15 protein-coding genes are annotated in these 15,451 nt (G+C 41.0%); 9 read left to right on the top strand and 6 right to left on the bottom strand.

Translation table 11 applies throughout. From position 1 onward, the window contains the following. Positions 1-17 precede the first annotated feature (17 nt). The 5 genes from BFP97_RS09090 to BFP97_RS09110 form a co-directional block, all read right to left on the bottom strand. Positions 18-3,077: an efflux RND transporter permease subunit gene (locus BFP97_RS09090; RefSeq protein ID WP_069842113.1), complete on the bottom strand. Its 3,060-nt coding sequence runs from the start codon at positions 3,075-3,077 to the stop codon at positions 18-20. Continuing rightward, positions 3,074-4,138, bottom strand: a complete 1,065-nt coding sequence (locus BFP97_RS09095) for an efflux RND transporter periplasmic adaptor subunit (RefSeq protein WP_069842114.1) — start codon at positions 4,136-4,138, stop codon at positions 3,074-3,076. Before BFP97_RS09095 ends, BFP97_RS09090 begins: the two co-directional genes overlap by 4 nt. 9 nt (positions 4,139-4,147) lie before the next feature. Continuing rightward, positions 4,148-5,500: a TolC family protein gene (locus BFP97_RS09100; RefSeq protein ID WP_069844259.1), complete on the bottom strand. Its 1,353-nt coding sequence runs from the start codon at positions 5,498-5,500 to the stop codon at positions 4,148-4,150. A gap of 54 nt (positions 5,501-5,554) precedes the next feature. Next, complete coding sequence (locus tag BFP97_RS09105; protein WP_069842115.1) at positions 5,555-6,166, bottom strand: TetR/AcrR family transcriptional regulator; 612 nt, start codon at positions 6,164-6,166, stop codon at positions 5,555-5,557. A gap of 123 nt (positions 6,167-6,289) precedes the next feature. Then, a complete protein-coding gene (locus tag BFP97_RS09110; RefSeq protein WP_069842116.1) occupies positions 6,290-6,994 on the bottom strand; it encodes a LolA family protein in 705 nt (234 codons plus the stop codon). 136 nt (positions 6,995-7,130) lie between these two features. On the opposite strand from BFP97_RS09110, the gene BFP97_RS09115 reads away from it, so the two are divergent. Beyond that, positions 7,131-8,261, top strand: coding sequence for a P1 family peptidase (locus tag BFP97_RS09115; protein WP_069842117.1), 1,131 nt, complete (start codon positions 7,131-7,133; stop codon positions 8,259-8,261). Here the strand turns inward: BFP97_RS09115 and BFP97_RS09120 are convergent. Continuing rightward, the gene (locus BFP97_RS09120) at positions 8,258-8,713 is read right to left on the bottom strand and encodes a MarR family winged helix-turn-helix transcriptional regulator (RefSeq protein ID WP_069842118.1); all 456 of its coding nucleotides are present in this window, start codon (positions 8,711-8,713) and stop codon (positions 8,258-8,260) included. The two genes, BFP97_RS09115 and BFP97_RS09120, sit on opposite strands and share 4 nt — an antisense overlap. Positions 8,714-8,875: 162 nt before the next feature. Here BFP97_RS09120 and BFP97_RS09125 point away from each other — a divergent pair, with 162 nt between their 5' ends. The 8 genes from BFP97_RS09125 to dapA all read left to right on the top strand — a co-directional run bounded on the left by BFP97_RS09125 (position 8,876) and on the right by dapA (position 15,428). Then, positions 8,876-9,415 (top strand): RNA polymerase sigma factor, encoded by a 540-nt coding sequence (locus tag BFP97_RS09125; RefSeq protein ID WP_069842119.1) that lies wholly within the window; start codon positions 8,876-8,878, stop codon positions 9,413-9,415. Between the two features lie 31 nt (positions 9,416-9,446). Next, on the top strand, positions 9,447-9,995 hold the full coding sequence (locus BFP97_RS09130; RefSeq protein WP_069842120.1) for a hypothetical protein: 549 nt from the start codon (positions 9,447-9,449) through the stop codon (positions 9,993-9,995). 4 nt (positions 9,996-9,999) lie between these two features. Then, the gene (locus BFP97_RS09135; protein WP_139135246.1) at positions 10,000-10,494 is read left to right on the top strand and encodes a hypothetical protein; all 495 of its coding nucleotides are present in this window, start codon (positions 10,000-10,002) and stop codon (positions 10,492-10,494) included. Between the two features lie 80 nt (positions 10,495-10,574). Beyond that, positions 10,575-11,810: an exodeoxyribonuclease VII large subunit gene (xseA, locus tag BFP97_RS09140; protein ID WP_069842122.1), complete on the top strand. Its 1,236-nt coding sequence runs from the start codon at positions 10,575-10,577 to the stop codon at positions 11,808-11,810. Further along, complete coding sequence (gene xseB / locus BFP97_RS09145; RefSeq protein ID WP_069842123.1) at positions 11,803-12,000, top strand: exodeoxyribonuclease VII small subunit; 198 nt, start codon at positions 11,803-11,805, stop codon at positions 11,998-12,000. The genes xseA and xseB overlap by 8 nt, the downstream gene beginning before the upstream one ends. 1 nt (position 12,001) lies before the next feature. After that, positions 12,002-14,053 (top strand): NAD-dependent DNA ligase LigA, encoded by a 2,052-nt coding sequence (ligA, locus tag BFP97_RS09150; protein ID WP_069842124.1) that lies wholly within the window; start codon positions 12,002-12,004, stop codon positions 14,051-14,053. Beyond that, positions 14,053-14,565: a DUF6913 domain-containing protein gene (locus BFP97_RS09155; RefSeq protein WP_069842125.1), complete on the top strand. Its 513-nt coding sequence runs from the start codon at positions 14,053-14,055 to the stop codon at positions 14,563-14,565. The genes ligA and BFP97_RS09155 overlap by 1 nt, the downstream gene beginning before the upstream one ends. Then, entirely contained in the window at positions 14,565-15,428 is an 864-nt protein-coding gene (gene dapA / locus BFP97_RS09160) for a 4-hydroxy-tetrahydrodipicolinate synthase (RefSeq protein WP_069842126.1), read from the top strand. Before BFP97_RS09155 ends, dapA begins: the two co-directional genes overlap by 1 nt. The last annotated feature ends 23 nt before the right edge of the window (positions 15,429-15,451 follow it).

The following is a 15,451-nucleotide window of genomic DNA, read 5'->3' on the forward strand; positions in this document are numbered from 1 at the left end:
ACCGATGAGACCTCCGTTTAAGCCAATTCAGGTTTATCCTCTCTTACAAACAGTTTGTATAGAATAGGAACTATAAACAATGTCAATAAGGTAGATGAAACCATTCCTCCGATGATCGTCCATCCCAAGGGTGACCATAGGCCGCTACTTTGCATAGTCAATGGCAAAAGCCCCAAAATGGTTGTTGCCGTTGTTAGAATAATAGGCTTAAACCTTGTAGCTGTCGCCTGATAAATGGCATCTAATTTAGTCATACCTCCACCCCTCAATTGGTTAGTGTAGTCCACTAATATGATTGAGTTGTTAACTACTATACCTACTAAGGAGATGAAGCCTACAAAGGCAAAGAATGAGAAGGACCAACCAGTTAAGAACAAGGCTACCAAAGAACCTGTAATTGCCAAGGGTACCGCAGAGAACACCACCAAGGGCTGAACCAATGAACGAAACTGCAGAACTAGGACCGCAAATATTCCAAGCATAGCAATGATTAAGAGCGTTCCAAGGTCTCCGAATGTTTCCTGTTGAGATTCATACTCTCCCGCCACATGGTACTCATAGCCCCTTGGCCAATCATAGGACTCCAGTTTTTCAATGATATTCTGCGTAATAGCTGTCACATCATCAGGATTTACTACTCCAGCTGTCACCGCTGTATTGCGCTGAAAATTATAATGCTGTATTTCATTAATCGCGGGTTCGAAATGAACATTTGCTACTTGCTTCAATGGCAGGGTTCCTCCTGTTCTAGTCGACAGGTAAACTTTATCAAAGTCACTAATAGAAGGGTCCTCCTCAAAAGGAATTCTTATTACCAGATCATATTCTTCACCGTTTTCTAGTGTTACGTCATCAACTTTCAGACCTGCAATACTGGCTCGAATAGCCAAATCGACATCACTCACTGGCACTCCTATCATCGCAGTTTTGTCTTTATTAATAGACACCTTTAGGTCAGTCCTACTTTGACTTAATGGGTTATCAACATTGAGTGTCCCCTCCGTCTCCTTTATCAGAACCTCTAGGTCGTCAGCTATGATTCTGAGCGTATCTAAGTCCTCACCAATGATTTTTATTTCGATTGGAGCTTCAAATGGAGGCCCATTCTTAAGTTCTGAAAATGTAATTAAGGCATCAGGGTATTGCGTAAACTGACTTCTCAGTGTAGCGAGGGTACCGTAAAACCGTTCAGGGTCCCACTCCTCAAAATTGACTAAGACTTGCGCGTGATTTTTCTGGTAGCTCTCCGGAACTCGATTGTAATAGACCTGTGGATTGCCGTGCCCTGTATTGCTTGAATAGCTAGTTACGAAATCATTATTAGCTAAAATTGATTCAACAAATGCTACTGCACGATCCGTCTGATCCAAGTTAGATCCATCAGGAGTATCTACTTCAATAAGTAGAAGCGGCTTGTCTGCATTCGGAAAAAAACTAACCCCAATTGCAGGAAACAGTGAAAAACTGCCGAGAAAAATCAAGAGAGCTCCTGGCAAAACAAGATACCATCGCTTCACCGCGCCTTTGAGCATTGGCTGATAAATACGATCGATGACCTTTGTTAAAAACGGCCCAATGGGACCTGATTTAAACTGTTTGTTACGTTTTTTCTTGAGAACTTTACTCGCCATGATAGGCGTAAAAGTCAATGCCAGAATAAGGGAAGCCACTAATACTAGGATCACTGTGATGGGTAGTGACCTCAAAAACTCTCCTGCTCCTGAATTGAGCAAGGCAAGCGGGGCAAAAGCCAAAAGGGTCGTAATGGTGGAACTAATGATAGCATAGCCCACTTCTGATGTACCTTTGAAAGCTGCCTCTTTCAACGTATAACCCTCCTGCTGAAAACGGACAATATTCTCAACCACCACAATGCCATTATCGACCAAAAGGCCTAAGGCGATAACAAGTGCGGCAATCGATATCTGTTGCAGTGCAAACCCGCTAGCATCAAGAGCCGCGACAGCAATAATGATAGACAATGGAATTACCACCATTATGATGGTAGATGACCTGAAACCGAGAAATAGAAAGATCACTACACCTACCAATACCACACCTTGAATCAGGTTAACGAAGAAATCATTAATCCGAGCTTTCACAGCCGGAGCCTGTTCAAAAGCCGTTTCAAGTCTTACTTCCTCCGGAAGAAATGACTCGAATTCGAGCTTTACTTCTTCAAACTGTTCGGCAATATTTACCAAGTTGACTCCTTCCTTAAGTGTCAAATTGACCCACACAGCTTGTTCTCCCATATACCTTGCCACCCAAAGATTATCTGCATAGTCCATGCCGACCTCGGCAATATCTCTCAGCTTAACAAGCTTTTCAGCATTCTGATGTACAACTACATCCCTTATCTCTTCCAGTGTCTTGATTCCCCCACTTGACTTTATATTGAATGATTTTACACTTGATTTTACATCGCCTCCAGGAATATTAAGGTTCTGACTTTGAAGTATCTGTATTACAGCACCTAGGTTGACATGCTGAGCCGCCATGCGCTGATAGTCAATAGATACTCTGATTTCTTCTTCAGGATATGCTTCTACTTCTGCATTTTGAACACCTTTGATCTTTTCCAACTGATAGGAAAAGTCATCAGCCAGAGACTTAAGTTGGGCATAATTGGCAACATCAGAAACAAGGGCGTACTGTAGCACCTTCACCTGAAGTCTGGGTCTAAATTGGTCTATGTCAAGGCTAAAGAGGTCGTCTGGTAAGTCGTCTCGAATATTATTGATCTCTCTTAGTATCTCATCATATAATGCTTCCGTATCAAGTCCAAACTCCCCCTCTACTCGTAAGATCACTAACCCTTCTTCTATCCGAGTTTCCACTTTCTTGATATCTGTGACTTCCTCTAGTGCATCTTCTAAAGGTTTCACTACCAATTCTTCTAAATCTGTAGGCCCTACACCAGGGTGAATAGCCACAATACTATAATTAGGGAAATCGGGGTTTGGGTCTTCACTTCTAGGCATAGAAGTGTAAGAAGATACTCCCATGAATATGGCTAAAGCGATCAGTATAATAACAAACTGATAATTCTCTATGGCAAGTTTCGGTAGTCTCATGGTTGCTCTTTTAAAATCTCCACAATTTCACCTGGTTTAGCGTATGCACTCCCTTGGGTGACCACCTGATCAATAGATATCGAGTTATCAGCAGATATGATAAAGTAATCATCTCCCACCACTATTGGGGTGACTTTCATCCGTTCGACCGATTGATCCTTAGGAATGTAGATTGTGGCCTCATCTTCATTCGCTTCCACCAATGCAGTCATAGGGATCTTGTAATATGGCGCTTGGCTCGAAGGATATAGTCTCAGTTTGGCTACGAAACCATCTTTGAATACATGTGTCTCTGATTTTAATGTAAGTTCGAGTTCAAAAGTACCTGTACGAGGGTCAGCTGCTTCTGCCACTTCTGTAACATTAGCCTTGAAGTATTGCCCTGGGTACGCGTCTAATTGAACCCTTGCAGAATCGCCCAATTGTACCTTTACCACATCACGATCGGCCACTCCAATTTTCAAGATATGCGATTTTGATCTTCCATTTAAGGCTACTTGAAATACTGGTTGTCCTGCTGCCAGAAGCTCTCCTCGTTCGGTCATTCTTTTAAGGACTTTACCATTTTCCTTAGCTACAATGGTAGCATAGGCCTTGTTATAACTAGCTACATCAAGATCAGCTTGTGCTACTTCCAGGGCAGTTGTAATGTTTTCTAATTGCTCTAGCGTAGCGACTGTATCTTTATACAACCTTAATACTCTGTCCTTGTCTCTCGATAGCTTCTTGACGTTTTCCTCTGCCTGCAATACACGGGCGTTGATCTCGGTAAGCTCCAACCTGGCCAATACTTGTCCTTTTCTAAAGGCATCGCCCTCGTCTACTAATATTTGGTCAACAATACCGCCTACTTTAAATGACAGGCCGGCCTGTGCTTTTGACTGAAGCACTCCACTAGCCTCAATGGGTATTGGGGCATTTGTTTTTTGCAGTCGCATTACTTTGACTTTTGTAGTTCTTTCTGTGTTCACCGAAGCCAATTGCTCCTGATAATTTGGCTTACAAGCTTGAAATGCAATGCCCAGCACTGCAACTATCAAGAATGATTTATGAATTTTCATGATGCTTTATTAGTTTTTCGAAATGACTTTTTTGAGTTCTGATGCCTTAATGAGTGCATCGTATGTGGTAATGGATTGGCTTAGCTGAGCACGAGTGAAGGCGTCTCTGGCCTCATAAAACTCGATCAGCAAGACTTGATTCTCTCGGTACTTTTTCTGAATGATGTTAAAGGTCTTCTCAGCACTTTCCGTACGCCTGGTAGCCGCGTTAATAGACTCTAAGGCTGCTTTATATTCATTGAAAGCAGTGATTACTTCAAATTCTACCTGGTCCCTTAATTGTTCCTTTTGACTAGTCAATTTCTCTAGCTCAAACAGAGAAGCTCTGACCCTGGATTTCTTCTCTCCTCCTTTAAAGATGTTCCAAGACATACTCACTTGTGCCAACCAATAGTCCTGTCCACTGTCGAACGTGTATCCGAAACCCTGAAAACCCGCATCCATCACGAGATTCACTTTCGGTAAGTATGTTGCACTTTTATTTAGGTCAAGTAGGTTTTGATTGGCTGCAATGGCAGCTTCTATCTGCTTAAACTCCTGTCGTTCTTGAAAGGCATCTGCGGATAGCATGCTCAGAGAACTTAGCACCAACAACTCGGATTTGATGTTCCCATCAACCTCAATACTATCAGAGAGGTCCCTATTCAATAAAAAGTTGAAGAAAGACCTGGTGACATCAATATCTTTTTGGGCTCTGATCACATTAGCTTCTACTTCGGCCAATGCAGACTCCGCGCTGTAGATGATGTCGTAAGTAGCCTTATCATTGGCTACCAGCCGCTTATTCACACGAACTAACTCTTCTATGACCAATTGAGAATCTTGATAAATTTTAAGGGCTTCAAGCGTTTGCAGATGTCTAAAATATGCAGACCTTATATCATGTGTAAGCTCGTTTCGAAACGCTGCTGATCTGGCCTCTTCCATGAATACTAAGTTTTCTTGGGCAAGGCGATTGTACTTGATATCAGAATTAAACAAGGGTTGAATGAGCCGAACCTTGGTATCATGAAAGTCGTCCGGAAGCAACTGCTCATTGACATTAGTGATAGTCGGAAATACATCTGATCCATTAATTCGATCCAACGCATCGTAGACAGGGTTCAGCAAGTCTCCTACTGGGAAGTCGATCGTCCTGCCTCCCTCAGCTCTTGAATAGGAAGCCTCAAAGCTAAGTTGAGGCAAGAAAAGCGCTTTGGCTTGATTCAATTGCTCTTGCCTCGTACTTATATCAAAACCCAATTGCTGAAGTGTCAGATTTGACTTCAGACCCTGTTCGACATACTTTTCCAATACTGGGCTTTGAGCCCATATCGGTATGGAAAAACACATCATTACAAATAGTAAGCTGATTTTTTTCATTGCTATATACATTGTATTTTTAATAAACACTGTTCATTTCAAAGTAAAATTTTTTTAGACTCTTCGGATTAAGTGCATAAATGAGCCTTTGGCATTAAACATCATATCTTCCCAGTCATCCTCAGGATAGAACCTCATTCGATCTCTTACCATCATGGAACATATGCCATGTACCTGTGCCCAAATCATAAATGATACAACTTCTGGCTTCAACCCTTTGAAATAACCCGCTCTAAGACAATCAGCGACAGTAGATGTTAAGATCTTATGGCTTGTATCTCCTTCTTCCCAATCACTTTCACTTTGGGAGGACTCCATAGGAGTTCGCATAATGAACATTAGATCATAATAACCTGGATTTTCGATTGCAAATCGTAAATACTGCCTACCAAGCTGATCAAGCCGTTCCATAGGCTCTTCTATCACCATCACTTTGCTGAGGTATTTAAAAAACTCTTGAAACCCTTTACTGTGAATCGCATGAAAGAGCTCACTCTTATCCTTATAGTAGAGATAAATAGTTCCCACACTGTATTCAATGGCTTCTGCAATATTGCGCATACTGGTTTTTTCAAACCCTTTCTCGATAAAGAGTTGAGTAGCGGTCTCCAGAATTAACTTCTGTAGTTCCTCCTTTTCTCGTTCTTTACGTTCTGAAATTCCCATTGCCACTAAGTAACGTAAAATTACTGAACAGCGTTCACTTTTTAGCAAGAAAAAATCAATTCGGCTTCTGAGGCATAAAAAAAGCGCTTTAAAAGCACCTTTTACTCTCTTTATCTTTTTGCTTTACTTGTCAGGAAAGGCAAACATTTCATCATTAACAGGCACATTCAATTCCATTTTTTGGATACTAATACTGAAGGCTGTGACCCCACCCATTTTCTGGGTGATTTTCGCGGGAACTTTGAGACCATTCATTTCCGTGTAATCAGAATAAATACTCATCGCCTCCTGACCGTTGGCTAATTCCTTTTTAGCCATTTGCAGGCCACTGGTTTTGTCAAAGTAATGAGTAGTTTCTTTTCCGTCCTTGTTAGTGAGTTTGACTAGATAACATGAAACACCTTCAAGATCTGCTTCTCCCTCATAACTTAAGGAATACCCTCTTTTCTTATAATCAATAAACTCATCCAAGAATTGTGCTGCAAGTGCGGATTCGGCCTGTTCACCTTGGAGTTTGGTGGGCTGACTAATCCCCTGAAACTGATTAATCGTCCAGGCTGTGCTTGCATCAGAGGCCTGTACCATTTTCATCCCATTAAATGCCAGTTCAAACCTTTCACGGTTTTTATTGTCTCCAATTATGAAACCTGGTATATCAAAGCCAGCTTGGTTAAGGGTAATGGTGTACTTGCGGGTCTTTACGTCCTTCCATGCTTTAGCCCCGCCAATTGCCTTTACATAATCGGCAGCGATTTGGTCTGGAGATTGGGCATTAGCTACTCCTAGTGTAACTATTGCAATCAAAAATGTAGTTAAAATCTTCTTCATGAGTTATTGGTTTTCGTAGTTTAAAGAAGGCACGAGTTTAACCTATAACGCATATTTAATGAATATTCGGTCGATACGGAGGTTGAACTGTTTCATAGATTGATAAGATAATCACTCGTTTAAGTAATTTAGGTCTATGAAAATACTCATTTCCTGCTTAACCCTTCTCATCACACTTTCATCTTTGGGACAAGAAAAGAAAAGAGCCCGAGACTACGGCATTGAATTCGGTGTTATGAAAACAGGGCCTTTGAACGCCATTACGGATGTAAAAGGAGTTAAAGTCGGTCATCAAACGCTCATCAGAGGCGAAAATATTCGAACAGGCGTAACCGCAATACTATCACATGGCGGAAACATCTTTCAGTCTAAGGTTCCTGCAGCGATCTATATTGGCAACGGCTTTGGAAAGCTCGCTGGAATTAGCCAGGTGCAAGAACTTGGAAACTTAGAAACTCCAATTATTCTCACCAATACACTGAGTGTTCCTATGGGTATTCAAGGCACAGTCAAATACACACTGGGTTTAAAAGGCAATGAGAATGTTCGCTCCGTAAATGCGATAGTCGGAGAGACAAACGATGGCTACCTAAATGACATTCGTGGGATGCATGTTTCCGAGGAAGATGTGATTGAGGCCATTACTGGTGCCACAGATGGAGTCGTGACCGAAGGTAATGTCGGAGCTGGAACTGGCACTGTGGCCTTTGGATTTAAAGGGGGTATCGGGACCTCTTCTCGTCTTCTTCCCGAATCACTGGGCGGTTATACTGTGGGTGTTTTGGTTCAAACTAATTTTGGTGGTGTCCTCAGCATCAACGGTGCACCAGTAGGCAAGGAACTAGAACGATACCCTTTCCGCAATGCAATTCAAAAAAGCGATGGGTCCTGCATGATTGTGGTTCTAACTGATGCACCCCTTAATGCTAGACAACTGGAACGCGTTGCAAAACGTGCTATGATGGGACTGGCCAAAACGGGAGGTATTGCCTCTAATGGTAGTGGAGATTATGTGATAGCCACCGCAACAGCCGAAAGTATGCGTATCCCCTATCAGACAAGAGAACGACTTGATAGAGGTGATGTTCTAAAGAATGACGCAATGTCACCCGTATTTCTGGCTACAATTGAAGCAACTGAAGAAGCCATTATCAACTCTCTATTTGCAGCAGAAACCATGACTGGTCATGATGGACATACTATTCAGGCAATTCCATTAGACAAGGTTATAGAAATTTTAAAGAAGTATGGAGTAATCAAGGGTTAAACACTCCTCAATTTATCAAGGCATTCATTCATTTGGTGAGCTTCGGAGTTAGTCAAGACTTCCATACGTTTCATCCATAGCTGCAGTGCATTATCCACCTCATTAAGCACAGCAAGGCCTTTTTCGGTAATCAAAACATCCTTAGCCCTTCGGTCTGTTTTGCAAACCGTTCGTTCTACCAATTGCTTATTCTCTAAGCGATCGACAATCCGGGATGCATTAGACATTCGATCTAACATTCGATCAATGATCATATTCACAGTACATGCATCGGGATACTGGCCTCTTAAAATTCTAAGCACATTATACTGCGGAGTGGTAATACCGTAAGGCCTAAAGATTTTAGTCTGTTCATCAACGATCCAGCCGTTGGTGTACATAATATTGACCACGAGTTTCTCGTAAACGTTGTCAAATTTCTTACCCTGTTTAATATCTTCCTCAATACCCATAAGCTTGGTAAGTTTTATTGGTACTAAATTAGTAATAAGTTGTAAATCAACTCTATAATAACGCTGGAAACGACAACTATTGAGTGAAAGGCTATATTTAACTAACCATTGGTTAAACTATTTGATCAAATGGACATCTAAATCAGGAAAGTAAGACACCAATTGGAAGACAAAGAAATACTTCAGGCCTTTAGGGTATCATCAAACAAGGATTTTGCCTTCAAAAACTTGGTGTCTGAGTATCAAGAACGTGTTTATTGGCATGTGAGAAAAATTCTGATTTCGCATGATGATACAGATGATGTAGTTCAGGAGGTCTTCATCAAGGTCTATAAGAACCTGGATACTTTTCGAGAAGCGTCTCAACTCTTTACATGGATTTATAGGATTGCCACAAATGAGGCATTGAACCACCTGAAGAAAAGACAACGAAGACAGGCTGTTTCAATGGATGACGTCTACCAAGAATTGGAAAACACCCTGAGCCATGGCGATCATATTGATGGTGATGAAATTCAAATGAAGCTGCAAAAGGCGCTTTTAAAATTACCTGAGAAACAGCGATTGGTTTTTAACATGAGATATTTCGATGATTTAAAGTATGATGATATCTCTGAAATTACGGGAACAAGTGTGGGTGCATTAAAGGCTAGCTACCACCTTGCAGTTAAAAAAATTGAAGAGTCTTTGAGTATGGGTTAAACCCTTTAACAGTTTGATTATCAAATAGAAAATGAATAATAAGGATCACGATAAGAACCCTTTAGAAAGGCCGGAACTAAAACGACTTCCGTTTCAGGTTGAAGATGGCTATTTCGATGGCTTGTCTGAACGTATTTCTGATGCTATTAATGCAGAAGAAAGCGACCTTAAATACAACCTACACCTTAAGAAAACTCCTTTTACGGCACCTGATGACTATTTCGATGGATTAGCAGGAGCTATTGAGTCGAAGCTCACCATAAGTGATAAAAAAGAAGTGAGTTTCTATCAGAGACCATTAATGCGATGGGTGGCTGTAGCTGCATCACTGGTACTGCTGATTACATTTTATTTCACCCGACCGGATTCAACAAGTTCAGATTTACTTTCTAATGTCTCTGATGAGACAATTATTTCATTTCTAGAAAGTGAAAATGCGCTTGGTGATGACTTACTTGTTGACTTGGAGGAGATTGACAGCGTTCTTGACGAGATTTACGCTGATGAGATTGGTATTTTTGTTAATACCATTGAGACCGAACCGGAATTAGATTACGATTTTGAATATTTTGACTATTAAAGATATGAGAGTCATACACATTAGTTTGCTGTTATTATTCTGTAGTGCACTGACATTTGCACAAGATGGGAATAGAAGAGGTCCACAAATGGACAGGGAAAAACTGCAGGCAGCTCGCATTGCTTTTTTGACTAATAGACTGGAGCTCTCTCCCGAAACTGCCAAGGTCTTTTGGCCAATTTTCAATGATTATGACAATAAAAAAAGTGCACTTTCGAAAAAATATGGGGCTCAGAAGAGACTTCTGTTTGAAGAAGGTACGCGTAACATTTCTGATGAAAACGCAGACAAAATGCTTGAGATCTATTTAGATCAAAAACAAGCGGAGCTAGATTTAGAGAAAGAGTATTTAAGTCGATTTAAAGAGGTACTTACTTTGAGACAAGTCTGGAGAGTCATCCGATTCGATTCAGACTTCAGACGATCTTTAATGCAAAGAGTAAGTCGAGGTAACCGATTAGAGGGTAAACCCAAACCCGATAATACAGGCGGAAATTAAAATTTAAGAAAACCTTAAAATCCTGTCCACTCGGCAGGATTTTTTGTTTGTCGCCACTACACTTTGGTGTAATTTGCATCATGGCCCAGTTAACGCTCTTCGAGCTGAATAACCTCATCAAAACGCAATTAGAGGCGAATCTCGATCCGAGTTATTGGGTAGTTGCTGAAATCAGTGAACTGCGTGTTAATCAAAAGGGACACTGTTATTTAGAGTTGGTTGAAAAAGAGAACAACTTTATTCAAGCCAAAATGAGGGCCAATATCTGGTCTTACACCTACCGCACACTTAGTGCACAATTTGAGCAAACAACGGGTACACCTCTAAAGGCCGGGATAAAGGTATTATTCAACCTGACCATCAATTTTCACGAGGTATATGGTTTAAGTCTCACTGTCAATGACATTGATCCGAATTATACAATTGGTGAACGTTCAAGACTGAGAGAGCAGACCATTAAGAGGCTAGAAAGTGAAGACTTACTCAATAAGAATAAGTCATTGGCCCTGCCCATCGTTCCACAAAAGGTTGCTGTCATTAGCTCTAATACTGCTGCTGGATATGGCGATTTTATCGAACAGCTTAATAATAACAGTGATAATTATAGCTTTTATACCCAGCTGTTTCCGGCTCTTATGCAGGGCAATGAAGCCGTAATATCAATAAGAAAAGCGCTTAAGGAAATTCATGAAAGTAAGACAAGCTTTGATGCGACCATTATTATTCGTGGAGGAGGAGCTCAGGCTGACTTAGATTGTTTTGACACGTATGAATTAGCAAGGGCCATTGCGCTGTTTCCCCTACCTATCCTGACTGGTATTGGTCATGAAAGAGATCAAACGGTAGCGGATTTAGTAGCACACACAAGTCTGAAGACCCCCACTGCCGTAGCGGAATTTCTGATTACAGGAATGAGCCATTTTGATAACTTGCTGTACGACTACTTGTACAGGATAGAAAAGGAATACAAAACCAGACTAAATACTGAGCAACAGAAGCTTCATTACCTATCCAGTCGAATAGATCATTCTGCCAAAGAAATCCTGCAATCTCATGATCATGGACTTGCACAGAAAGCCCTTAGTCTAAAGCATTTATCAGAACGACATTTAGAACGTGAAAAATCACTTATCAACCGATTGGATCAACAACTAACCCTAATCAATCCATCGACCATTTTAAGTAAAGGATACTCCTTGACCTTAAAAAATGGTAAGTCGGTAATGACACAAAAGATAGAGATTGGTGATATTTTAGAAATCAGAGCCGCCAATAAGACGATCAATAGTCAAGTAACCAAAGTCGAAAATGAGTAAAAAGAGTTTAAGTTATAAGGAGTCTATTAACCGCATTAATGAAATTGTGGAGGTTATCGAAAGAGGAGAACTGGATATAGATGAATTGACTGTTTTGGTAAAAGAAGCCACTGACTTGGTTGCTGGCTGCAAAGACAAACTTCAAAACGCGGAAATTGATCTTCAAACTTCCTTAGACAAATTAAATTAATATGACAGCTCAGGAGGCCCTCAAAGAAATTCAGTCACTCACTGAAAAAATCAACTATCACAGTGAGCTTTACTATCAGCAAAGCCGATCAGAGATCACTGACTACGAATTCGATCAATTGCTTGAGAGGCTCATCGCGTTAGAGAATCAATTTCCAGAACATAAATTCGAAGATTCGCCCTCCCAACGTGTAGGTGGTACTATTACAAAAGAATTTGAAACGGTTGTACATAAGTATCGCATGCTCTCCCTAGGTAATACGTATTCCAAGGAAGAGTTGATTGAATGGGACAATAGAGTAGCCAAGGGCCTGGATGGTGCTCAATACGAATACTTCTGTGAAATGAAATTTGATGGGGTGGCGCTCAGTCTTATCTATGAAAATGGTGTGCTCAAGAAGGCAGTAACCCGAGGCGATGGCACAAAGGGTGATGACGTAATTACCAATGCCAAAACCATTCGATCTATTCCTTTAAAAATCGACCAAAACGTTCCTGGTGAGTTTGAAGTTCGTGGAGAAGTATACTTTCCTAAACATGAATTCGAGCGTGTAAATCAAGAACGTGAGGATATAGGAGAAGATAAATTAGCGAACCCCCGCAATGCTGCATCAGGTACACTGAAGATGCAAGACTCATCAGTGGTAGCTAGCAGAAAACTAGATTGTTACCTCTATTATCTTCTAGGTGATAATTTAAACTACGCTACACACTCAGAAGCGATTCATCAAATCGAAAAATGGGGGTTTAACGTATCTCAGACTTATCGAAAATGCGAGAGTATTACAGAGGTTCTGGAATACATCGCTGAATGGGAAGAAAAAAGGCATACCCTCCCATCAGAAACAGACGGTGTTGTGATCAAGGTGAACAGTCTGAATCAACAAGATGAGTTAGGTTTTACTGCAAAAAGCCCTCGCTGGGCCATTTCATATAAGTACAAAGCCGAAAGTGCTTCAACCGTATTAGAGAGTATCTCCTATCAAGTTGGCAGAACAGGCTCAGTAACTCCTGTTGCCAATTTAAGACCTGTCTTGCTGGCCGGAACCACAGTTAAACGTGCCTCATTACACAATGCCAATGAGATAGAGCGACTAGGAATCCGAATCGGAGATGTGGTATCAGTAGAAAAAGGTGGTGAGATCATACCGAAAATAACAGGTGTTGATTTATCTCAACGTAATTCTTCCAGTACACCTACTACCTACATTACGCATTGTCCTGAGTGCAATACTGAACTTACACGTTTGGAGGGAGAGGCCAACCATTACTGCCCTAATGTGGCAGGGTGTCCTCCCCAAATTCAAGGGAGAATTGAGCACTTCATTCAACGAAAGGCTATGGACATTGATAGCCTGGGGTCTGAAACCATACGGGGCCTTTTGGATCATGGACTTATCAGCAATTACGCTGACCTATACTCCCTTACTTATGAGCAACTCAATGGGCTTGAATTCAAAACCTTCTCTGAAAAAAAGGGAGACTATAGTCTTAGAAGTTTACGAGAAAAATCTGCTCAGAACATCATAAAGGCCATTGAAGCCTCAAAAGAGGTACCGTTCGAAAGAGTACTTTTCGGTTTGGGAATTCGATTCGTAGGGCAAACTGTTGCGGAAAAGCTGGCCGAACACTTTGAGACAATCGATAAACTTGCGGAAGCTAACTTTGAAACTCTGATAGAAGTACCAGAAATCGGAGAACGTATTGCAGAAAGTGTCGTACAGTTTTTCGAGAATGAGGAAAGTTTAGGTCAGATTAACCAGCTAAGATCCGCAGGTCTCAATTTCGAAATTGTCAGAAAAGAAATCGTGAGTGAAGGCTCAAACTTGACTGACAAAACTTTCGTTATTAGCGGTGTCTTTACGGAATTCAGTAGAGACGAGCTTAAGGAGAAAATCAAGGCAAATGGTGGAAAAGTGGTCTCTTCAATTAGTGCTAAACTGGATTATTTAGTAGCAGGTGACAAGATGGGACCAGCGAAACTAGAAAAGGCCACTAAGCTTAACGTAAACATCATTTCAGAATCAGAATTCTTAGCACTACTTGATACCTAATGTCAGTTATTGGAAAAAAAATACTCAGCTTTTTAAACAATCCTAAGAAGAGAAAGAAGGGAGAAAAGAAGCTAGTACCCTTTGAGAAGGCTCAACATGTAGGAATCTTATACACATGGTCTAACGGTAAGAAAGAGGAGGTCTTGATATCACTAATGGATAAAATGGGCACTGAAAAAAAGGTAGAAGTATTATGCTTTAATCCCACTAAGGATCCAATTAACACTCCATACCCAACCTTCGATAAATCGATACTGACAAACTTTGGCAAACTCAATTCAGAGGATGTTCAACAGTTTATGAAAGCCCCATTCGACTACCTTTTCCATTTGGACTTTGAGTCGAACGAACTTCTCAAAAACATATTGATCCAGACGAACGCTAAGTGTCGAATCGGTGTTCATAGCGAAGAACATACTGGCTATTATGAGTTGATGATCGGTATCAACAAAAGTTCAGGCATTTCTAACTTTGCTGATCAAATGATAAAATACGTTAGAGCAATTCGGTAATGGAAAAATTTAAAGGTACAGGAGTGGCATTAGTAACACCATTCCACACAGACGGTTCGGTTGATTTTGATGGTCTGGCAAGGGTACTTGAACATACGGCCCAGGGAGTAGATTATTATGTAGTACTCGGCACTACTGGAGAGTCGGCCACGACTACCGCTGAAGAGAAGGCTGAGATTCTTCAATTTGTAAAGGATAACAATCCAAAAAAACTGCCTATCGTTTATGGTGCTGGAGGTAATAATACAGTCCAGGTAGCTCGTGACATTCAGAATGCTGACCTAAATGGTGTTGAAGCAATTCTATCTATCAGTCCTTATTATAATAAGCCAAGTCAGGCAGGCATTGTTGCCCATTATGAGTATTTGGCAGACAATTCTCCATTACCAATTATTCTTTATAACGCCCCTGGTAGAACGGGGTCAAACATTTCTGCAGAAACGACTCTCACCTTGTCCAAACACCCCAACATCATTGGCACCAAAGAAGCCTCTGGAAATTTCGATCAATTTCGGGAAATTGTGGATGGAATGGGCCCTGATTTCTTTCTAACCTCAGGTGACGATTTACTTACGACAGAAATAATGGAACTTGGAGGCATAGGTGCTATCTCGGTCTTGGCCAATGGGTTTCCAAAAGAATTTAGTGAGATAGCTCGAGCGGCACTTGCGGGTAATTTTAATAAATCAAGAGAAATCACTGCCTCATTTGAAGAGATTAACCCATTGATGTATGCCGAAAGCAATCCGGTCGGGATCAAAGAGGTATTACACCAGAAAGGCGTTTGTGGCAATCAAGTGCGTCTCCCTCTAGTAGAAGGTTCCTCCACTCTGAAGGCTCAAATAGCCGAATTAATCAAGTAAAGCCCATAAAAAAGGCCTCGACT

The sequence above is a fragment of the Roseivirga sp. 4D4 genome, assembly GCF_001747095.1.
Classification (GTDB): Bacteria; Bacteroidota; Bacteroidia; order Cytophagales; family Cyclobacteriaceae; genus Roseivirga.